18 protein-coding genes and 5 tRNA genes are annotated in these 19,791 nt (G+C 57.3%); 18 read left to right on the top strand and 5 right to left on the bottom strand.

Annotation, left to right across the window (positions count from 1 at the left end; all coding sequences use genetic code 11):
* The first annotated feature begins 2 nt into the window (after positions 1–2).
* From ACEPLT_RS17655 to ACEPLT_RS17570, 18 genes are all read left to right on the top strand, one after another.
* Positions 3–656 (top strand): metal ABC transporter ATP-binding protein, encoded by a 654-nt coding sequence (locus tag ACEPLT_RS17655; RefSeq protein WP_232927399.1) that lies wholly within the window; start codon positions 3–5, stop codon positions 654–656.
* A complete protein-coding gene (locus ACEPLT_RS17650) occupies positions 653–1,513 on the top strand; it encodes a metal ABC transporter permease (protein WP_021241951.1) in 861 nt (286 codons plus the stop codon). Before ACEPLT_RS17655 ends, ACEPLT_RS17650 begins: the two co-directional genes overlap by 4 nt.
* 14 nt (positions 1,514–1,527) lie before the next feature.
* Positions 1,528–2,412 carry a metal ABC transporter substrate-binding protein gene (locus ACEPLT_RS17645; RefSeq protein WP_232927398.1) on the top strand — a complete coding sequence of 295 codons (885 nt, stop codon included), beginning with the start codon at positions 1,528–1,530 and terminating at the stop codon, positions 2,410–2,412.
* 130 nt (positions 2,413–2,542) lie between these two features.
* A complete protein-coding gene (pncC, locus tag ACEPLT_RS17640; protein ID WP_008499547.1) occupies positions 2,543–3,040 on the top strand; it encodes a nicotinamide-nucleotide amidase in 498 nt (165 codons plus the stop codon).
* Between the two features lie 89 nt (positions 3,041–3,129).
* A complete protein-coding gene (gene recA, locus ACEPLT_RS17635) occupies positions 3,130–4,188 on the top strand; it encodes a recombinase RecA (protein WP_008499546.1) in 1,059 nt (352 codons plus the stop codon).
* Positions 4,189–4,256: 68 nt separating this feature from the next.
* Positions 4,257–4,757, top strand: coding sequence for a recombination regulator RecX (gene recX / locus ACEPLT_RS17630; protein WP_032675391.1), 501 nt, complete (start codon positions 4,257–4,259; stop codon positions 4,755–4,757).
* Positions 4,758–4,888: 131 nt separating this feature from the next.
* Entirely contained in the window at positions 4,889–7,516 is a 2,628-nt protein-coding gene (gene alaS / locus ACEPLT_RS17625) for an alanine--tRNA ligase (protein ID WP_046091875.1), read from the top strand.
* 241 nt (positions 7,517–7,757) lie between these two features.
* Positions 7,758–7,943, top strand: coding sequence for a carbon storage regulator CsrA (gene csrA / locus ACEPLT_RS17620; RefSeq protein WP_000906486.1), 186 nt, complete (start codon positions 7,758–7,760; stop codon positions 7,941–7,943).
* A gap of 342 nt (positions 7,944–8,285) precedes the next feature.
* Positions 8,286–8,378, top strand: a tRNA-Ser gene (locus ACEPLT_RS17615).
* A gap of 4 nt (positions 8,379–8,382) precedes the next feature.
* Positions 8,383–8,459 (top strand) — tRNA-Arg (locus ACEPLT_RS17610).
* Between the two features lie 64 nt (positions 8,460–8,523).
* Positions 8,524–8,600: transfer RNA gene (locus ACEPLT_RS17605), tRNA-Arg, on the top strand.
* A 29-nt stretch (positions 8,601–8,629) separates the two neighbouring features.
* Positions 8,630–8,706, top strand: a tRNA-Arg gene (locus tag ACEPLT_RS17600).
* A gap of 27 nt (positions 8,707–8,733) precedes the next feature.
* Positions 8,734–8,810 (top strand) — tRNA-Arg (locus ACEPLT_RS17595).
* Positions 8,811–8,935: 125 nt separating this feature from the next.
* Positions 8,936–9,502, top strand: coding sequence for a fructose-1-phosphate/6-phosphogluconate phosphatase (yqaB, locus tag ACEPLT_RS17590; protein WP_032675388.1), 567 nt, complete (start codon positions 8,936–8,938; stop codon positions 9,500–9,502).
* Positions 9,499–9,927, top strand: coding sequence for a YqaA family protein (locus ACEPLT_RS17585; RefSeq protein WP_021241956.1), 429 nt, complete (start codon positions 9,499–9,501; stop codon positions 9,925–9,927). Before yqaB ends, ACEPLT_RS17585 begins: the two co-directional genes overlap by 4 nt.
* Before the next feature lie 83 nt (positions 9,928–10,010).
* The gene (gshA, locus tag ACEPLT_RS17580; protein ID WP_045336643.1) at positions 10,011–11,555 is read left to right on the top strand and encodes a glutamate--cysteine ligase; all 1,545 of its coding nucleotides are present in this window, start codon (positions 10,011–10,013) and stop codon (positions 11,553–11,555) included.
* A gap of 153 nt (positions 11,556–11,708) precedes the next feature.
* The gene (luxS, locus tag ACEPLT_RS17575; RefSeq protein WP_008499539.1) at positions 11,709–12,224 is read left to right on the top strand and encodes an S-ribosylhomocysteine lyase; all 516 of its coding nucleotides are present in this window, start codon (positions 11,709–11,711) and stop codon (positions 12,222–12,224) included.
* Between the two features lie 64 nt (positions 12,225–12,288).
* A complete protein-coding gene (locus tag ACEPLT_RS17570) occupies positions 12,289–13,053 on the top strand; it encodes an AraC family transcriptional regulator (RefSeq protein WP_065101558.1) in 765 nt (254 codons plus the stop codon).
* On the opposite strand, the gene leuA is transcribed toward ACEPLT_RS17570, so the two are convergent.
* From leuA to ACEPLT_RS17545, 5 genes are all read right to left on the bottom strand, one after another.
* Positions 13,040–14,695: a 2-isopropylmalate synthase gene (gene leuA / locus ACEPLT_RS17565; protein ID WP_232927397.1), complete on the bottom strand. Its 1,656-nt coding sequence runs from the start codon at positions 14,693–14,695 to the stop codon at positions 13,040–13,042. The two genes, ACEPLT_RS17570 and leuA, sit on opposite strands and share 14 nt — an antisense overlap.
* A gap of 196 nt (positions 14,696–14,891) precedes the next feature.
* The gene (gene emrB, locus ACEPLT_RS17560; RefSeq protein WP_232927396.1) at positions 14,892–16,439 is read right to left on the bottom strand and encodes a multidrug efflux MFS transporter permease subunit EmrB; all 1,548 of its coding nucleotides are present in this window, start codon (positions 16,437–16,439) and stop codon (positions 14,892–14,894) included.
* A 16-nt stretch (positions 16,440–16,455) separates the two neighbouring features.
* Positions 16,456–17,628 (bottom strand): multidrug efflux MFS transporter periplasmic adaptor subunit EmrA, encoded by a 1,173-nt coding sequence (gene emrA, locus ACEPLT_RS17555; protein WP_021241959.1) that lies wholly within the window; start codon positions 17,626–17,628, stop codon positions 16,456–16,458.
* A gap of 126 nt (positions 17,629–17,754) precedes the next feature.
* Positions 17,755–18,285: a transcriptional repressor MprA gene (gene mprA / locus ACEPLT_RS17550; RefSeq protein ID WP_008502578.1), complete on the bottom strand. Its 531-nt coding sequence runs from the start codon at positions 18,283–18,285 to the stop codon at positions 17,755–17,757.
* A 314-nt stretch (positions 18,286–18,599) separates the two neighbouring features.
* On the bottom strand, positions 18,600–19,784 hold the full coding sequence (locus ACEPLT_RS17545) for an MFS transporter (RefSeq protein WP_008502577.1): 1,185 nt from the start codon (positions 19,782–19,784) through the stop codon (positions 18,600–18,602).
* Positions 19,785–19,791 lie beyond the last annotated feature (7 nt).

Below are 19,791 nucleotides of genomic sequence, written 5' to 3'. Positions count from 1 at the left end.
CCATGATCGTGATGAATGAACTGGTTGCGGGTTACGACCACCAGCCCGTCACGCGCGCGCTTTCGGGCGTCATTGAACGCGGCAGCATGACCGCCATTGTTGGGGCCAACGGCTGCGGCAAATCCACGCTGCTGAAAACGCTCGCCGGTTTTATCCCACCCGTAAGCGGCGGTTTTCGCTGGCAGGGTAAGCGTCCGGTAATCGGCTGGCTGGCACAGCGTCACGCGCTGGAGGCGCAGTTTCCGCTGACCGTGCGCGATGTCGTCAGTATGGGCTGCTGGCCGGGCATTTCGCTGCTTTCCGGGTTTCGTCGCGAAACGCGGTTGCGCATTGCCAGCGCGCTTGAGCGGGTCGGGCTGGCATCCATGGCGTTATCCACCATTGATGAGCTCTCCGGCGGTCAGTTCCAGCGCATGCTGTTTGCCCGCGTCCTGGTACAGCAGGCGCCGCTGGTGATGCTGGACGAGCCCTTTACCGGCATCGATGAAGCCACCTGTAACGTGCTGATGGATGTGATGCTGGAGATGTATATGCAGGGGCAAACGCTGCTCGCGGTACTGCACGACAGCGAGCGCGTGTCGCGCCACTTCCCGCAGACGTTGCGGCTGGATGCTGACGTGCCTCAGTGGAAAACCGAGCGGGTGAGGGTGGTGTGATCTGGCACACATTCTTCCAGCCGTTCATCGAGTACGGCTTTATGCGCCGCGCGCTGGTGGTTTGCCTGGCGCTTTCTATCAGCACCACCGCGCTCGGCGTATTCCTCCAGCTGCGCCGGATGAGCCTGATGGGCGATGCCCTTTCTCACGCTATTTTGCCGGGCGTCGCCGTGGGATACCTGCTCAGCGGCCTGTCGCTGCTGGCAATGAGTATCGGCGGTTTTGTCGCGGGCATTACCGTGGCGCTGCTGGCCGGTCTGGTCAGCCGACGCACGCCGCTTAAGGAAGATGCCAGCTTTGCCGGATTTTATCTTGGCTCACTGGCGCTGGGGGTCACGCTGGTATCGCTTCGTGGGTCGAATGTCGATCTGCTGCATCTGCTGTTTGGCTCCATCCTCGCCGTGGACAACGACGCCGCGCTGTTTGTCACAGGCGTGTGCATGTTCACTCTCATCGTGCTGGCGATGTTTTATCGCGGCCTGGTTACCGAAGCGTTTGACACCGCCTGGCTACAGGTGAACGCCCGCTGGCTGCCCGGCCTGCTGCACGGACTGTTTCTGGCGCTGCTGGTTCTTAATCTGGTGGCCGGTTTTCAGGTGCTCGGCACGCTGATGGCCGTCGGTCTGATGATGCTGCCGGCCGTGGCGGCACGCTGCTGGGTACGCACGCTACCGGCGTTACTCCTGATGGCGGGCATCAGCGGTATTGTCTGCGCGTGGCTGGGGTTGAGCCTCTCCTGGGCGATGAGTCTCCCGGCCGGGCCATCCATTGTGCTCACCGCCAGCGCGCTGTTCTTTATTTCCATTTTATTGGGTACGCGAAGCAGGCTCGCTGGCAGTCTGCGGGCGTATTTTTAACGCAAGGGGAAACGATGAAACGTACAGGACTAGTAGGGGCAGTGGCGCTCGCGCTGGGGATGATGTCGCAGGGCGTGATGGCGAAAACGCTGAATGTGGTCACCAGCTTCTCGATACTGGGGGATATCACCCAGGAGGTGGGCGGCGATCATGTGAAGGTGACGACGCTGGTGGGGCCGGACGGCGATCCGCATACCTTCGAACCGTCGCCGAAGGACAGCGCGGCGCTGAGCAAGGCCGATGTGGTGGTGGTGAACGGTCTGGGGCTGGAGGGCTGGCTTGACCGCCTGGTGAAAGCCTCCGGGTTCAAAGGGCAACTGGTCGTCGCTTCAACAGGCGTGAAAACGCACACGCTTGAGGAAGATGGAAAGACCGTGACCGATCCGCACGCGTGGAACAGCGCGGCGAACGGGGCGTTATATGCACAAAATATTCTGAACGGGCTGGTGAAAGCCGATCCGCAGGACAAAGCCGCGCTGGAAGCCTCCGGTAAACCCTATATCACGCAGCTCAACCAGCTGGATAGCTGGGCCAAAACGCGGTTTAGCCAGATCCCGCAGGCGAAGCGCAAGGTGCTGACCAGCCATGACGCCTTCGGCTATTTCAACCGCGCTTATGGCGTAACCTTCATGGCACCTCAAGGACTCTCTTCAGAGAGCGAGGCCAGCGCGGCGCAGGTTGCTGAGATCATCAATCAGATCAAAGCCGACGGCGTAAAAACCTGGTTTATGGAAAACCAGCTCGATCCGCGTCTGGTGAAGCAGATTGCCTCAGCGACGGGCGCGCAGCCAGGGGGAGAACTTTATCCGGAGGCCTTGTCGGCAAAAGGCGGCGTGGCAGACACCTACGTCAAGGCGTTCCGCCACAACGTGAATACCCTCGCCGACAGCATGAAATAACCTCTTCCACGGCCGGTGCGTTTGCACCGGCTTTTTTCTGAAGCCCCCTCGTAAAACCTGAAGCGCATCCCCACATCTGACGAGAAAGTGCTATCTTGTGCAGCACGTTTTTCTGATGCCTGGAGCGAGAATGACTGACCATGAATTGATGCAGCTTAGCGAGATCGTTGGCCTGGCGCTTAAGCAGCGTGGGGCGACAATGACCACCGCGGAATCCTGCACCGGCGGCTGGGTGGCGAAAGTGATTACCGATATTGCCGGCAGTTCCGCCTGGTTTGAACGCGGTTTTGTGACCTACAGTAACGAAGCTAAGGCACAAATGATTGGCGTGCGTGAAGCCACGCTGGAACAGCATGGCGCGGTCAGTGAACCGGTGGTCATTGAAATGGCCATTGGCGCGCTCAAGGCGGCGCGGGCAGATTACGCGATTTCCATTAGCGGCATCGCGGGGCCGGACGGCGGCAGCGACGTGAAGCCTGTTGGCACCGTCTGGTTTGGGTTTGCCACGTCGAAGGGGGAAGGGATTACCCGCCGGGAGTGCTTCAGCGGCGATCGCGAAAGCGTGCGCCGTCAGGCAACGGAATATGCGTTAAAAACGCTCTGGCAACAATTTCTACAAAACACTTGATACTGTATGACCATACAGTATAATTGCACCAACAGAACAGAAATCCACGGTGAAGCACAGTCGCTTCTCCCGGCATGACAGGAGTAATAATGGCTATCGACGAAAACAAACAGAAAGCGTTGGCGGCAGCACTGGGCCAGATCGAAAAGCAATTCGGTAAAGGCTCCATCATGCGCCTGGGTGAAGACCGTACCATGGATGTGGAAACGATCTCCACCGGTTCGCTTTCTCTGGATATCGCGCTGGGCGCGGGCGGCCTGCCAATGGGCCGTATCGTAGAGATCTACGGGCCAGAATCCTCCGGTAAAACTACCCTGACGCTGCAGGTGATTGCTGCGGCACAGCGCGAAGGTAAAACCTGTGCGTTCATCGATGCCGAGCACGCGCTGGATCCTGTTTATGCGCGTAAGCTGGGCGTGGACATCGACAACCTGCTGTGTTCTCAGCCGGACACCGGTGAGCAGGCGCTGGAAATTTGTGACGCGCTGGCGCGCTCCGGTGCGGTTGACGTTATCGTTGTTGACTCCGTTGCCGCACTGACGCCAAAAGCCGAAATCGAAGGTGAAATCGGCGACTCTCACATGGGCCTCGCGGCACGTATGATGAGCCAGGCGATGCGTAAGCTAGCCGGTAACCTGAAGCAGTCCAACACGCTGCTGATCTTCATCAACCAGATCCGTATGAAAATTGGTGTGATGTTCGGTAACCCGGAAACCACAACCGGTGGTAACGCCCTGAAATTCTACGCGTCTGTCCGTCTGGATATCCGCCGTATCGGTGCGGTGAAAGAGGGTGAAAACGTCGTCGGTAGCGAAACCCGCGTGAAGGTGGTGAAGAACAAAATCGCTGCACCGTTCAAACAGGCTGAGTTCCAGATCCTCTACGGTGAAGGGATCAACTTCTACGGTGAACTGGTTGACCTGGGCGTGAAAGAGAAGCTGATTGAAAAAGCGGGCGCCTGGTACAGCTACAACGGTGACAAGATTGGTCAGGGTAAAGCGAATGCTATCTCCTGGCTGAAAGAGAACCCGGCTGCGGCGAAAGAGATTGAGAAGAAGGTGCGCGAGCTTCTGCTGAACAACCAGGACTCCAAACCTGATTTCGTAGTCGATGCTGCGGATGCTGAAGAAACCAACGAAGACTTTTAAGTCTCTCGTGTAAAGATGAAGGGCTGCTGATGCGGCCCTTTTTGCATTTCTGATTCTACAGGTTTTTTATGAGTGAACCGACATCACGCCGACCCGCCTACGCGCGCTTGCTGGATCGTGCGGTGCGCATCCTGGCCGTGCGTGACCACAGTGAGCAGGAGCTGCGGCGGAAGCTGTCGGCTCCGGTGATGAGTAAAAACGGGCCGGAAGAGATTGATGCCACGGCGGAAGACTACGACCGCGTGGTGGCCTGGTGCTATGAGCATCATTACCTGGACGACGATCGCTTTGCTTCCCGCTTTCTCGCCAGCCGCGGCCGCAAGGGCTACGGCCCTGCGCGCATCCGGCAGGAGCTGAACCAGAAAGGGGTGGCCCGGGAGTCCATCGAAAAAGCGATGCGCGAATGCGATACGGACTGGTGCGAGCTGGCAAAAGAGCAGGCGATTCGTAAGTACGGCGAACCGCTGCCGCGTGATTTTTCAGAAAAAGTCAAAATCCAGCGCTTTTTGCTCTACCGCGGCTTTCTGATGGAAGATATTCAGGATATCTGGCGTAATTTTGCCGATTGAACGCATGCGGGATTTTACTTCCCACTAAAGAAAACTTATCTTATTCCCACTTTTTCCAGTAGCTGGTCTGTCCAACGGTTTATCGAAACAGGCTGGCTACGACATTTCGTTAGCTTGATTTCAGGATAATTATGAGCAAGAGCACCGCTGAGATCCGTCAGGCGTTTCTCGATTTTTTCCATAGTAAGGGACACCAGGTTGTTGCCAGCAGCTCCCTGGTACCGAACAACGATCCGACTCTGCTGTTTACCAACGCCGGGATGAACCAGTTCAAGGATGTGTTCCTTGGTCTCGACAAGCGTAATTATTCCCGCGCCACAACCTCACAGCGTTGCGTGCGTGCGGGCGGTAAACACAACGACCTGGAAAACGTCGGTTACACCGCGCGTCACCACACCTTCTTCGAAATGCTGGGTAACTTCAGCTTCGGCGACTACTTTAAACACGATGCTATTCAATATGCGTGGGAACTGCTGACCGGTGAGAACTGGTTCAACCTGCCGAAAGAGCGTCTGTGGGTTACCGTCTATGAAACCGATGACGAAGCCTACGAAATCTGGGAAAAAGAGGTCGGTATCCCGCGCGAGCGTATTATTCGCATCGGTGATAACAAAGGCGCGCCATACGCGTCTGACAACTTCTGGCAGATGGGTGACACCGGTCCTTGCGGTCCGTGCACCGAGATCTTCTACGATCACGGCGACCACATCTGGGGTGGCCCTCCAGGCAGCCCGGAAGAAGACGGCGATCGCTACATTGAGATCTGGAACATCGTCTTCATGCAGTTCAACCGTCAGGCCGACGGTACCATGGAGCCGCTGCCGAAGCCGTCCGTTGATACCGGTATGGGTCTGGAGCGTATTGCCGCGGTACTGCAGCACGTTAACTCCAACTATGAGATTGACCTGTTCAGCACCCTGATCAAAGCCGTTGCGGAAGTGACCGGCGCGACCGATCTGAACAACAAATCGCTGCGCGTTATCGCAGACCACATTCGTTCCTGCGCGTTCCTGATTGCCGACGGCGTTATCCCGTCGAATGAAAACCGTGGCTACGTGCTGCGTCGTATCATTCGTCGTGCTATCCGTCACGGCAACATGCTGGGCGCGAAGGACACCTTCTTCTATAAACTCGTTGGGCCACTGATTGGCGTGATGGGTTCTGCCGGTGATGAGCTGAAACGCCAGCAGGCGCAGGTAGAGCAGGTTCTGAAAACCGAAGAAGAGCAGTTTGCCCGTACGCTGGAGCGTGGTCTGGCGCTGCTGGACGAAGAACTGGCGAAACTCAAGGGCGACACGCTGGATGGCGAAACTGCTTTCCGCCTGTACGACACCTACGGCTTCCCGGTTGACCTGACGGCGGACGTTTGCCGCGAGCGTAACATCAAAGTTGACGAAGCGGGCTTCGAAGCCGCGATGGAAGAGCAGCGCCGTCGTGCGCGCGAGTCCAGCGGCTTCGGTGCAGACTACAACGCGATGATCCGCGTTGACAGCGCGTCTGAATTCAAAGGCTATGAGGCGCTGGAACTGACCGGCAAAGTGACCGCTCTGTTTGTTGACGGTAAAGCCGTAGACAGCATCAGCGCGGGCCAGGAAGCCGTAGTCATTCTGGACAAAACGCCGTTCTACGCCGAATCCGGCGGCCAGGTTGGCGATAAAGGCGAACTGAAGGGCAATGGCTTTAGCTTCAGCGTGACCGATACCCAGAAATACGGTCAGGCAATTGGTCACCAGGGCAAACTGGTTTCAGGTTCTCTGAAAGTGGGCGAGGGCGTCCAGGCTAACGTTGATGAAGCTCGCCGCGCGCGCATTCGTCTGAACCACTCTGCAACCCACCTGATGCACGCTGCCCTGCGCGACGTGCTCGGTAACCACGTTGCACAGAAAGGTTCTCTGGTTAACGACAAAGTGCTGCGCTTCGACTTCTCGCATTTTGAAGCGATGAAGCCGTCTGAAATCCGCGCGGTGGAAGATCTGGTGAACGCGCAGATCCGTCGTAACCTGCCAATCGAGACCCACATCATGGATCTCGAGGACGCGAAGAAAAAAGGTGCGATGGCGCTGTTTGGCGAGAAATACGACGAACGTGTTCGCGTGCTGAGCATGGGCGACTTCTCTACCGAGCTGTGCGGCGGTACACACGCCTCGCGCACCGGTGACATCGGCCTGTTCCGCATCGTTTCCGAGTCGGGAACGGCGGCAGGCGTGCGTCGTATTGAAGCGGTGACCGGTGAAGGCGCGATTGCCAGCCTGCATGCGCAGAGCGATCAGCTGCACGATATCGCGCAGCTGCTGAAAGGCGATAGCCAAAACCTGGGCGAGAAAGTGCGCGTTGCGCTGGATCGCACGCGTCAGCTGGAAAAAGAGCTGCAGCAGCTGAAAGAGCAGGCTGCGGCGCAGGAGAGTGCAAACCTCTCCAGCAAGGCTGTAGACATTAAGGGCGTCAAACTGCTGGTCAGCGATCTGGCGGGCGTTGAGCCTAAGATGCTGCGTACTATGGTCGACGATCTCAAGAACCAGCTTGGTTCTACCGTTATCGTGCTGGCGACAGTGGCAGATGGTAAGGTTTCTCTGATTGCGGGCGTCTCTAAGGATGTGACTGACCGCGTAAAAGCAGGGGAACTGATTGGTATGGTCGCTCAGCAGGTGGGCGGCAAGGGTGGCGGTCGTCCGGACATGGCGCAAGCCGGTGGTACGGATGCGGCGGCACTTCCTGCGGCATTAGCCAGCGTTGAAAGCTGGGTAAGCGCGAAACTGTAATAACTACAAAGCACAAGCAGACGCCATAGCGGTAACGTTATGGCGTCTTGTTCACTGTGCTATCGATAACGATAAAGTCAGGTTGAGTTTGTGTATATCGGCTAAACTTACGTTTAACAGAATGTGATGCCGTGACTGCTTACACTTTACGTGTTTGTCATCGCTTACTTTTTGGCGTTATATGATGGATAATGCCGGGATACAAGAGACCCGACTCTTTTAATCTTTCAAGGAGCAAAGAATGCTGATTCTGACTCGTCGAGTTGGTGAGACCCTCATGATTGGGGATGAGGTCACCGTGACAGTTTTAGGGGTAAAGGGTAACCAGGTACGTATTGGTGTTAACGCTCCTAAAGAAGTATCTGTCCACCGTGAAGAGATCTACCAGCGTATCCAGGCTGAAAAATCCCAGCAGTCCAGTTACTGATATTGTCGCGTCTCGCTGTCGGGCGAGACGCAACCCTCCCGCTATTTTTCCTGCTCAAAGTTACCGTTTAATTTCAATCGCTCTCTTTTTGACCACTCCGCTACCCTTATCTCGTCCCAACACTGTTCTTTCCGCATCAGTTTTCTGCGAAGATGCCTGCAAAATCCGCTTATAAAACACCCTCTTTGCGGCTTTTACATGCGAATTGCGTGTGATTTGTGCAAACGATAAAAGCTTTTGGAAAATTGTTTGACTTATAAGTCCCAGAAAGTAATATATGCGCCACGCAGCGACGAGAAGCTCTTAACGAGTTACTCGAAGCACTCGAAAGAGGCGTTGTGTGGTGAGGTGGCCGAGAGGCTGAAGGCGCTCCCCTGCTAAGGGAGTATGCGGTCAAAAGCTGCATCCGGGGTTCGAATCCCCGCCTCACCGCCATTTTGCATCCGTAGCTCAGCTGGATAGAGTACTCGGCTACGAACCGAGCGGTCGGAGGTTCGAATCCTCCCGGATGCACCATCTATTACTTCATATTGCTTTAGAAGTGATATGAATATCGAGCAGTACAGTAGTAAATCCCGATGCATCCGTAGCTCAGCTGGATAGAGTACTCGGCTACGAACCGAGCGGTCGGAGGTTCGAATCCTCCCGGATGCACCATTTACTATTTCTGAAAGCAGTACCCTGATGCATCCGTAGCTCAGCTGGATAGAGTACTCGGCTACGAACCGAGCGGTCGGAGGTTCGAATCCTCCCGGATGCACCATTACTGTTTCTAAAAGCATTTCCCGATGCATCCGTAGCTCAGCTGGATAGAGTACTCGGCTACGAACCGAGCGGTCGGAGGTTCGAATCCTCCCGGATGCACCATCTCATCTGCCTTTCCCTTCGATGTTTAGTTCTTAATCACTCTCGTTGTTATCATTTCGCAATCAGCGACAAAAACCACCATTTACGATAAAGTAATGCTTTGTTAATCGGTTAGCGAGAGCACGATGTACGCACAGTATGACGGTTTGATCTTCGATATGGATGGTACCCTCCTGGACACCGAACCCACGCATCGTCAAGCCTGGACCGACGTCCTGGGCCGCTACGGCATGCGTTTCGACCTTCAGGCGATGATCGCCCTCAACGGCTCCCCCACCTGGCGTATTGCGCAGGCCGTGATTGAACTGAATCAGGCCGATCTCGACCCGCACCTGCTCGCGCGCGAAAAAAACGATGCGGTAAAAGCCATGCTTTTAGATACCGTACGTCCTCTGCCGCTGATTGATGTGGTAAAAGAGTGGCACGGGCGTCGCCCGATGTCGGTGGGGACGGGCAGCGAAAGCGCGATTGCAGAAGCCTTGCTCAATCATCTTGGCCTGCGCCACTATTTTTCTGCCGTGGTCGCCGCCGATCATGTTAAACGTCACAAGCCCGCACCGGACACCTTCCTGCTTTGCGCAGAATTAATGGGCGTCCCGGCGGCAAAGTGCGTCGTGTTTGAAGATGCCGATTTCGGGATCCAGGCCGCGCGTGATGCCGGAATGGATGCGGTGGATGTACGCTTACTGTGAGTGACGCGCTGTCACTTGCCTCATTATTCGCCAGCAGTTTTCTCAGCGCCACGCTGTTACCGGGCAATTCGGAAGTGGTGCTGGTGGCGATGCTGTTGTCCGGCGTGAGTCAGCCCTGGCTGCTTGTAGTAATAGCAACAATGGGTAATAGCCTTGGAGGGCTGACTAACGTTATTCTTGGGCGTTTCTTTCCGCTGCGTGAAAAATCGCGCTGGCAGGAAAAGGCAGTCGGCTGGCTAAAACGCTATGGCGCTGCCACGCTGTTATTAAGCTGGATGCCTGTAATAGGCGATTTACTGTGTCTGCTGGCGGGATGGATGCGCATCTCCTGGGGACCGGTGCTCTTTTTTTTGTGCCTTGGCAAGGCGTTGCGCTATGTTCTCGTGGCGTGGGCAACACTACAGGGTATGACGTGGTGGCACTAATTGGTGGAATGAATACGCGACCTTCAATCGTCAACCATTACAATTATGCTGAGTAACATTACTTTGACAGGCGGGAGGTCAATTTGATCCCGGACGTATCTCAGGCGCTGGCCTGGCTGGAAAACCACCCTCAGGCATTGAAGGGTATTCAGCGTGGTCTTGAGCGTGAAACGCTGCGCGTTAACGCGGACGGCAGTTTAGCGACGACGGGTCACCCGAAGGCGTTAGGCTCGGCGCTGACACATAAATGGATCACAACCGATTTCGCTGAAGCGCTGCTGGAGTTCATCACCCCAGTAGAGGGTGATATTGATCATATGCTGACGATTATGCGCGATATCCATCGCTACACCGCGCGCAATCTCGGCGATGAGCGTATGTGGCCCCTCAGCATGCCGTGCTATATCGAGCAGGGCCAGGAGATTGAGCTGGCGCAGTACGGCACGTCAAACATTGGTCGGCTGAAAACGCTCTATCGCGAAGGTCTTAAAAATCGCTACGGCGCGTTGATGCAGACCATCTCTGGCGTGCACTACAACTTCTCGCTGCCAATGGCGTTCTGGCAGGCGAAATGCGGTGAAACGGATAAAGACGCCATCTCAGCAGGCTACTTCCGCCTGATCCGAAACTACTACCGTTTCGGCTGGGTGATCCCGTATCTGTTTGGTGCCTCCCCGGCGATCTGTTCTTCGTTCCTGCAGGGGAAACCGACGACGCTGCCGTTCGAGAAGACCGACTGCGGAATGTACTATCTTCCGTACGCCACCTCTCTGCGTCTGAGCGATCTCGGCTATACCAATAAATCGCAAAGCAATCTCGGTATTACGTTTAACGAATTGCACGAATATGTGGCAGGATTGAAGCGGGCGATCAAAACCCCGTCGGAAGAGTACGAAAAAATCGGCCTCGAAAAAGACGGTAAGCGCCTGCAGATCAACAGCAATGTCCTGCAGATTGAAAACGAGCTGTATGCGCCAATTCGTCCTAAGCGCGTAACCCGCAGCGGCGAAACCCCGTCGGATGCGCTGCAGCGCGGCGGGATCGAATACATTGAAGTGCGCTCGCTGGATATCAACCCGTTCTCACCGATTGGCGTTGATGAACAGCAGATTCGCTTCCTGGATCTGTTTATGGTCTGGTGCGTGCTGGCGGATGCGCCGGAAATGAGTTCAGACGAATTGCTCTGCACCCGTACAAACTGGAACCGCGTGATTCTGGAAGGGCGTAAACCGGGCCTGACGCTGGGTATCGGCTGCGAAACGGCACAGTTCCCGCTGACGAAAGTCGGCAAAGATCTGTTCCGTGACCTGAAGCGTGTTGCCCGGACGATGGACAGCATCGACGGCGGCGACGCGTATCAACAGATTTGCGACCAGCTGGTGGCGTGCTTTGATAACCCGGAACTGACGTTCTCAGCGCGCATTCTGCGTTCTATGATTGATCAGGGCATTGGTGGTACGGGGCGCTCACTCTCGGCGGAGTACCGTGAAATGCTGATCCAGGAGCCGTTAGAAATCCTGAGCGAAGCAGATTTTGTCGCGGAACGCGAAGCGTCCGTTGTGCGTCAGAAAGAGGTTGAAGCGGCGGATACCGAGTCGTTTGAGGCGTTTCTGGCGAAGCAGGCTTAAGCAGAAAAGAAAAAGGCCACATCGCTGTGGCCAAAATATACATCTCTGAATTCAGGGATGATGATAACAAATGCGCGTCTTTCATATACTCAGACGCGCATTCTGTAGAAGAGTTCAGTTTATTTTAAAAAAAATCACTATCGGAGGTGACGTATGCCGTTATTAGATAGCTTTACTGTCGACCATACCCGTATGGAAGCACCTGCAGTCCGCGTGGCGAAGACCATGCACACCCCGCACGGCGACACGATCACCGTCTTCGATCTGCGCTTCTGCGTGCCAAACAAAGAAGTGATGCCGGAGAAAGGCATTCATACGCTGGAGCACCTGTTCGCTGGCTTCATGCGTGACCACCTGAACGGCAACGGCGTTGAGATCATCGATATCTCTCCAATGGGCTGCCGTACCGGTTTCTACATGAGCCTGATTGGTCAGCCTGAAGAGAAACGTGTTGCAGATGCCTGGAAAGCGGCCATGGAAGACGTGCTGAAGGTGAAAGAGCAGAACCAGATCCCTGAGCTGAACGTTTACCAGTGCGGCACCTATCAGATGCACTCTCTGGAAGAAGCGCAGGAGATCGCGCGCCACATCATCGAACGCGACGTTCGCGTGAACAGCAACGAAGAGCTGGCCCTGCCGAAAGAAAAACTGCAGGAACTGCACATCTAGTATTGTGCCTGTGGATGCCCGGTGGCGCTTCGCTTGCCGGGCCTACATTGTGCTGGTGCCTCCTTTGACCACAACCTTAACCTTCTCTTTTACCCACCGTCCCCTCGTTCCGTTTGCCCATGATTACGCTCACGGTGATAACGAGCCGTGGCACAAGCACGATTGCGCGCAGCTGCTGCATACCCTGAGCGGCGTGGTACGAGTGGATACCGCATCGGGCTGTTGGGTTGTGCCTCCCGGTCGCGGCGTCTGGCTGCCTGCGGGCACGCAGCATTCCCTGCGCATTACCGGCAACGTGGCGGCGCGAACGCTGTTTATCGATCCGCTGGCGCGGGCCGATCTTCCCGCCACCTGCCAGATCGTGCAGATCGCGCCGCTGCTGCGCGAGCTGATCCTCGTCTCCCTTGCGTTGCCTGAATCGTACTCACCCGGAAGCCGGGATGAACGCGTCTATGAACTGATTCTCGATGAAATCCGCACTATGCCGGTGCTGCCGTTTCACCTGCCGGAGCCGGAAAGCGAGGCGTTACGTCGCCTGTGCCTGCAAATCCGGCAAAACCCGGGGGAAAGCTGGAGCAGCGCGCAGGCTGCGAGCCTGATGAACATGAGCGAGCGCACGCTGAACCGCCATTTTCAACAGCAGACGGGTTTAAGCTACGGCGAGTGGTTGAGAAGGGCGCGTCTGCTGGAAGCCTTAGTGCGGCTGGCGCAGGGCCAGCCGGTATTGCGCGTGGCGCTGGATCTGGGGTACGGCAGCCACAGCGCCTTTACGGCGATGTTCCGCCGGGTGATGGGCGTCTCCCCCAGCGATTACTTTAAGAACGACTGACGGCGTTAAAGAGCGCCTGAAGCGACGCGCGCGCCACGTCGCTATCAATGCCCACGCCCCAGCGGCTGCTGCCGTCCTGGAACAGGCAGCGGATGTAGGCCACCGAGCGGCTGTCGCTGCGTTCGCCTAACGTATGCTCGTGATAATCCTTAATCACGAACGGGGCGTTGACCCAGCGGCTCAGGCCATGAGCGGCGGCGGAGAGCAGACCGTTGCCGTGACCTTCCAGCTGGCGCGTTCCTCCCTGTGTGGCGACGCTGGCCGTCAAACGCAGCTGGCCGTCCTGCTGGCTGTCGCTGCGGTAGGATTGCAGCGCATACTGCGGCGTGGCCACCAGACCGTAGCGGGTGCGAAACAGCTGCCACAGCGCATTTTGCGTCATCTCTTTTCCGTGACGGTCGGTTTCCTGCTGCACGTGCTGGCTGAAATCCTGCTGCAGGGCGCGGGGCAGTTTCAGACCATGATTCTGTTCGATCAGCCACGCGCTGCCGCTTTTCCCTGACTGGCTGTTTACGCGGATCACCGCTTCGTAGGTGCAGCCGATATCCTGGGGATCGACGGGCAGGTAAGGCATCTCCCAGCGATCGCCAGGCCTGCGGGCATCAAAGCCTTTTTTGATTGCGTCCTGGTGCGAGCCGGAGAAGGCGGTATAGGCCAGCCGTCCTGCCCACGGATGGCGCGGGTGCACCGGCAGCTGATTGCAGGTTTCCACCACTTCCACCACCCGGTTCATATCGCTAAAGTCCAGAGTCGGGCTGATACCCTGGCTGTAGAGGTTCATCGCCAGCGTCACCAGGCAGACGTTGCCCGTGCGCTCGCCGTTACCGAACAGACAGCCCTCCACGCGGTCAGCCCCCGCCATTACGGCCAGCTCCGCGCAGGCGACGCCGGTACCGCGGTCGTTATGCGGATGCACGCTGATGCAGACATCGCGGCGGCGGCTGAAGTGGCGACAGAAGTACTCGATCTGGTCGGCATAGACGTTCGGCGTGCTCACTTCGACGGTGGCGGGTAAGTTGATCACCATCGGGCGTTCGTCGCAAGGCTGCCAGATCTCCGCTACGGCTTCACAAATCTCCAGCGCAAATTCCGGCTCGGTAAAGCAGAAGGTTTCCGGAGAGTATTCGTACTGCCAGCGGGTGTCGGGATTTTCTTCACACAGCTGACGAATAAGCCGCGTGGCACGCGTCGCCAGCTCAACGATCTGCGCTTTCTCCATGCCGAATACCAGGCGGCGGAACAGCGGAGCGGTGGCGTTATACAGATGCACGGTCGCCTGCTTCGCGCCGCGCAGGGATTCAAAAGTGCGATGGATGAGATCTTCCCGTGCCTGAGTGAGCACCTGAATCGTCACGTCATCCGGGATGCGGTTCTCTTCAATCAGCTGGCGAACAAAGTTGAAATCCGTCTGCGAGGCGGAAGGAAAGGCAACTTCAATCTCTTTAAACCCGCAGCTTAACAGCAGGTCCCAGAACTGCAGCTTGCGCGTGCTGTCCATCGGTTCGGCCAGAGCCTGGTTTCCGTCGCGCAGGTCGGTCGAGAGCCAGCGCGGCGCGCGGGTGATGCGTTGTTCCGGCCAGCGACGGTCGGGCAGGGAAAGGGAGGGAAAGGGTTGGTACTTGTCGGCGGGTGTGTTCAGCATGATGCGCTCCTGTTGTCTTTTCACTATCGTGAATCGATTTCAGGCGCGCTGCTTTATCGGCACTGACAATGGCTGTCGCGTTTTGGACACGGTGGCAATGGTTGCCCGGTGGCGCTGCGCTTACCGGGCCTACGGATGTGTCAGTTATCGTAGGCCGGGTAAGGCGTAGCCGCCACCCGGCAACCCGCGCATAAGACTAGTGCGCGCCGCCACCGCCGCCACCGGCACCAAACGGCGGTCTGGCAAACCACACCAGCCCCAGCAGGATGATAAAGATCCCTGCCGATATCCAGAAAATCTCGTTGGCCGAGATAATCAGCCCCTGGTTGGTGATCTGCTGGGCAATCCAGCCGGACGCCTGCTGCTCCGTCATCCCCATTCCCTGCAGCTGACTGTACATCTGCTGTGCGTTAGGGTTGAACGGGTTCACCGCTTCGGTCAGCTGCGCGTGGTGCATTGATTCGCGGTTTGTCCACAGGGTGGTGGTGATCGACGTCCCGATGGAGCCCGCCAGCGTACGGGTGAAGTTCGACAGGCTCGACGCGGCCGCCAGACGCTCGGGCGGCAGGCCAGAGAGCGTGATGGTGGTCAGCGGCATAAAGAAGCACGCCACCGCAAAGCCCTGAATGAACTGCGGCCACGCCGAGGCGCCAAAGTCCATTCCCGGCTCAAAGGTATACGCACGCCAGTAGAAGCACACCGCGTACATGATGAAGCTGAACGTCACCAGCCGACGCATGTCGAGCTTATGGGCGAAGCGGCCAATAATCGGCGACAGCAGGACCGGGATCACCCCGACAGGTGCCGACGCCAGACCCGCCCAGGTGGCGGTATAGCCATACACCTCCTGCAACAGCTGCGGCAGCAGAACAATCGCGCCGAAGTAGAGCATATAGGCGAGGCTGATACACAGGCAGCCGATGGTGAAGTTTCGCGACTTAAAGAGCGAGAGATCGACGATCGGGTTGTCGTCCGTCAGCTCCCAGACAATCAGGAAGCTTATCGACACCACCGCGACAATGGTCAGGATGATGATCTCCTGCGAGTTGAACCAGTCGAGCTCTTTACCGCGGTCGAGCATGATCTGCAGACTGCCGATACCCAGGATCAGCAGCGCCAGCCCGATGCTGTCGATACGGCGCTGTTCGGTGCGCGTCTCTCGTCCCCGCAGCGACTGCAGCGTCATCAATACCACGACGGCGCCAATCGGTACGTTGATGAAGAAGATCCAGCCCCAGTGGTAGTTATCGCTGATGTACCCGCCCAGAATCGGTCCGCAGATAGGCGCGACGATAACGGTCATCGACCAGAGCGCCAGCGCGACGGAACGTTTTGCGGGAGGGTAGTTGCTCAGCAGCAAACTCTGGGAGAGCGGGATCAGCGGCCCCGCGACAATCCCCTGAATGACGCGGAAGAAAATCAGCATCGTCAGGCTGCTGGACATGCCGCACGCCCACGAGGCCAGAACAAACGCCACCGTGGACCAGAGGAACAGCTTCACCTCACCGACGCGCTTTGCCAGCCAGCCGGTGATCGGAATGGAGATGGCGTTTGCCACCCCAAACGAGGTAATGACCCAGGTCCCCTGGCTCAGCGACGAGCCAAGGTTACCGGCGATGGTCGGGATCGCCACGTTTGCGATGGTGGAGTCCAGCACCTGCATGAATGTCGCCAGCGACAGCGCGATGGTCATAATGACCAGCTGCGCGCCTTCCAGCGGTTTTTGCGGCTTTTGCTGTTGCATAACGCTCACCTTCGGATTAACCGGCGTTTGCCTTCACGATGTCATCGATCAGCTTGTTGACCGGATCGAGGCTAATTTCACGGGCGTTACTTTCATAAACCGGGCTGCTACGCACCTGGCTTGCCAGGATCTGACCGTCGCGGTTGGCGGTGTCAACCGTCACCAGCGTGGAGAGGCCGATACGCAGCGGGTGATCCGCCAGCTGTTTGGCATCCAGTTCGATACGCACGGGCAGACGCTGTACGACTTTGATCCAGTTACCGGTGGCGTTCTGCGCAGGCAGCAGGGAGAAGGCGCTGCCGGTCCCCATATCCAGACCCACCACTTTGCCGGTGTACTTCACGTCATCGCCATAGATGTCGCTGACAACCGTTGCGGTCTGGCCGATACGCATATGCGCAAGCTGCGTCTCTTTAAAGTTGGCGTCGACCCACAGATTGTCCGCCGGCACAACCGCCATCAGCGGCGTGGTTGGGCTGATCTGCGCCCCTGGCTGGACGGAACGACGGGAGACATAGCCGGTCATTGGGCTGACGATTTTAGTACGCTGCAGGGCAAGCCACGCGTTGCGCACTTCGGTCGCCGCCTGCTGAACGGCAGGCTGGTTTTCCAGGCTGGTGCCCAGCACCATCGCCTGGTTGGCGTTGTACTGTTGAATGGCCACGTCCAGCTGTGCCTGAGCGCTGGCGACGGCGTCGCGGGCGTGCTGCAGCTCTTCACGGCCAATCAGGTTGGCGGTGCCGAGCGGCACGCGGCGGTTCAGATCGCTCTGCGCCTGCGCGAGTGCGGTTTTCTGCACGTCGATGTTGGCCTGCAGCTGCTTGCTGTTGATCATCAGCTGGCGGGTCTGACGAACGCTGGAGGCCAGCGCGGTCTGCGCTTTTTCAAACGCCTGCTGGGCGTCGGTTGGATCGAGCGTCACCAGCACATCGCCTTTTTGCACAAAGTCGGTATTGTCAGCCCAGACTTTCGTCACGCTGCCCGACACCTGCGCCATAATTTGTACCTGGTTCCCTGCCACGTACGCGTCGTCAGTCTCTTCAGCATGACGCAGTACTAAAAACCAATAGATCCCATATGCCACGGCAATAATGATAAAGAGCAAGGTCAACAGAAGAAGGGCGCTCTTACGTTTGCCTTTCTTGTTGGCCGGTTGCTGCGGGGTAGTGCTCTCCGCATTTGCGCTCATTGTTGTTCTCCACGATCTTCTTATTTTCACATCGGCTGAGCCGACCTGTTGTCAGAAAGGCCAGCAGTGTGACGTGCTGGCCTGTCGGTTTTCTTATAAATCTGGATTGTTGAGCGTGTCGTCGCGTTAGCGCAGCGCCTCAAGAACGGCGCCTTCTTCATCCATCTGGTCCAGACGGGTGAGCAGCTTGCGAGTGATGTGCTCAAGCTGGTCGCGCTCGGCGGTGCTGAGAGCGGACCAGAGTTTGTGCAGGCAGTTGTGCTGAGGTGGCAGCACCTCGCGCAGGAATTCGTGACCTTTATCGGTCAGTTGCAGATGCAGGCAGCGGCGATCGTTATCGCTTTCACGGCGCTCAATCCAGCCGCGCTTTTCCAGCTCATCGGCAATTCGGGTGGCGTTGGTGCGGGAGGAGCCCAGCGCGCAGCTCAGCTCAGAAGGCTGAATGCTGTGGTTTTCCTGAGACTCCAGCGTGATCAACGCCATAAACAATGTCTCGTTAATCCCTTGAGCTTTCAGCATTTTATTGCGGTTTTCCAGTAGCTTACCCTGCATGTGCATGCACAGGCGAGTCAGCAGGATTTCCTGATACGGGAAGTCCTCATGGCGACTGGCGCGGAATTTAAGCATTTGTTCAATGGGCGTAAACGAACTATCCATTTGGGCATAACCTCATTAATTACAGCCGATATAGTAACGATAGTGACAAATAATGTAAATGAATTATTTGTGCGGTTATATCCGCCAAATTAATGTCACCATCAGAAAGCGCCGGGTAAGTCCGTGACCCGGTGAGCACAGAAAGCGTAGGGGATGAACCCGCTGAAGAGAGGATGTGAGGACGGGGGTCTGAACTATTCATGCCGATTGTAAATATGTCACCCACATTAAAATTTCTGGGATAAATGATTACGTTTACATTAACAGAGTGAGGGGCCCCTTTACACCCTAAGAGGCCCAAAGCAATGTAAAACTTAGTGAATTGCCTCCTGGCGATGGTAGCCGCGCCACCATACAAGCAGGTTAATCGTGGCGACGATGGCGCCAATTGCACATACCCCTGACCAGCCAGCATGCTGCCACGCCGAGGCGGAAATGAGCGAGCCCGCCGCGCCGCCAATAAAGTAGCTGGTCATGTACCCGGCCGTCAGGCGGTTACGCGCCTCTGGCTTCACGCGATAGATGACGGTCTGATTGGTAATGTGAACGCCCTGCACGGTGAGATCGAGTACCAGGATACCGACGATCAGCGCCAGCACCGAGACGTGCCCATACCAGATTGCCGCCCAGGAGAGCAGAAGTAACACCAGCCCCGCGGAGGTGGTCAGGTGGGATTTGCCCTTGTCGGCCAGCCCGCCTGCGGGACGCGCGCCCAGTGCGCCTGCGGCACCGGCCAGGCCGAACAGGCCAATCACCCCTTCGGAATAATTAAACGGCGGCGCGGCCAGCAGAAACGCCATCGACGTCCAGAGAATGCTGAAGTTGGCGAAGGTGAAGCAGCCCAGCAGGGCGCGGGTGCGCAGAAGTTTATCCTGGGTGAACAGGCTGAAAACGGAGGCCAGCAGCTGCGGATAGTTCAGGTGGTTCTCCTGTTTCACCTTCGGCAGCCCGCGCCACAGCGCCAGCGCCATAACGACCATCAGGACGCTCGCCACCCAGTAAACGGTGCGCCAGCCGCCGAGGCTTGCCAGCAGCCCGGCGACGGTACGCGCCAGCAAAATCCCCAGCAGCAGGCCGCTCATGATGGTGCCCACCACCTTGCCACGTTTTTCCGGTGAGGCGAGGGTCGCGGCGAGCGGCACCAGGATTTGCGCCACCACGGAGAACAGCCCCGTCAGCGCGGTACCGATAATCATCATCGTCAGCGACTGGCTGCTGGCGGTGATCAGCATCCCGCCGGCGGCCAGAAGCGTCATGGAGACGATCAGCATCCGGCGTTCGAACATATCGCCGAGCGGCACCAGGAACAGCAGCCCGGCGGCATAGCCGAGCTGGGCGGCGGTGACGATAAAGCCTGCGGAACTGGCGGAGAGATTGAACGCGCGGGCGATGGTGTCGAGAAGCGGTTGCGCGTAATAGTTGCTGGCGACAGCCAGACCCGTTGCCACGGACATTAAAAGGATGAGTGCGGGGCTAAGCCCTTGAGTGGTTTTTGTCATTAGTTTC

This window comes from Enterobacter sp. fkY84-1, assembly GCF_052974705.1.
This window is presented reverse-complemented; position numbering and strand designations above follow the sequence as displayed.

Excerpts from the sequence above, each read along its gene's own strand:
- yqaB (WP_032675388.1), top strand. The coding sequence starts at position 8,936 with ATGTACGCACAGTATGACGGTTTGATCTTCGATATGGATGGTACCCTC.
- leuA (WP_232927397.1), bottom strand. The coding sequence starts at position 14,695 with ATGCTGAACACACCCGCCGACAAGTACCAACCCTTTCCCTCCCTTTCC.
- luxS (WP_008499539.1), top strand. The coding sequence starts at position 11,709 with ATGCCGTTATTAGATAGCTTTACTGTCGACCATACCCGTATGGAAGCA.
- ACEPLT_RS17545 (WP_008502577.1), bottom strand. The coding sequence starts at position 19,784 with ATGACAAAAACCACTCAAGGGCTTAGCCCCGCACTCATCCTTTTAATG.
- ACEPLT_RS17645 (WP_232927398.1), top strand. The coding sequence starts at position 1,528 with ATGAAACGTACAGGACTAGTAGGGGCAGTGGCGCTCGCGCTGGGGATG.
- recA (WP_008499546.1), top strand. The coding sequence starts at position 3,130 with ATGGCTATCGACGAAAACAAACAGAAAGCGTTGGCGGCAGCACTGGGC.
- csrA (WP_000906486.1), top strand. The coding sequence starts at position 7,758 with ATGCTGATTCTGACTCGTCGAGTTGGTGAGACCCTCATGATTGGGGAT.
- emrB (WP_232927396.1), bottom strand. The coding sequence starts at position 16,439 with ATGCAACAGCAAAAGCCGCAAAAACCGCTGGAAGGCGCGCAGCTGGTC.
- recX (WP_032675391.1), top strand. The coding sequence starts at position 4,257 with ATGAGTGAACCGACATCACGCCGACCCGCCTACGCGCGCTTGCTGGAT.
- emrA (WP_021241959.1), bottom strand. The coding sequence starts at position 17,628 with ATGAGCGCAAATGCGGAGAGCACTACCCCGCAGCAACCGGCCAACAAG.
- ACEPLT_RS17655 (WP_232927399.1), top strand. The coding sequence starts at position 3 with ATGATCGTGATGAATGAACTGGTTGCGGGTTACGACCACCAGCCCGTC.
- mprA (WP_008502578.1), bottom strand. The coding sequence starts at position 18,285 with ATGGATAGTTCGTTTACGCCCATTGAACAAATGCTTAAATTCCGCGCC.
- alaS (WP_046091875.1), top strand. The coding sequence starts at position 4,889 with ATGAGCAAGAGCACCGCTGAGATCCGTCAGGCGTTTCTCGATTTTTTC.
- pncC (WP_008499547.1), top strand. The coding sequence starts at position 2,543 with ATGACTGACCATGAATTGATGCAGCTTAGCGAGATCGTTGGCCTGGCG.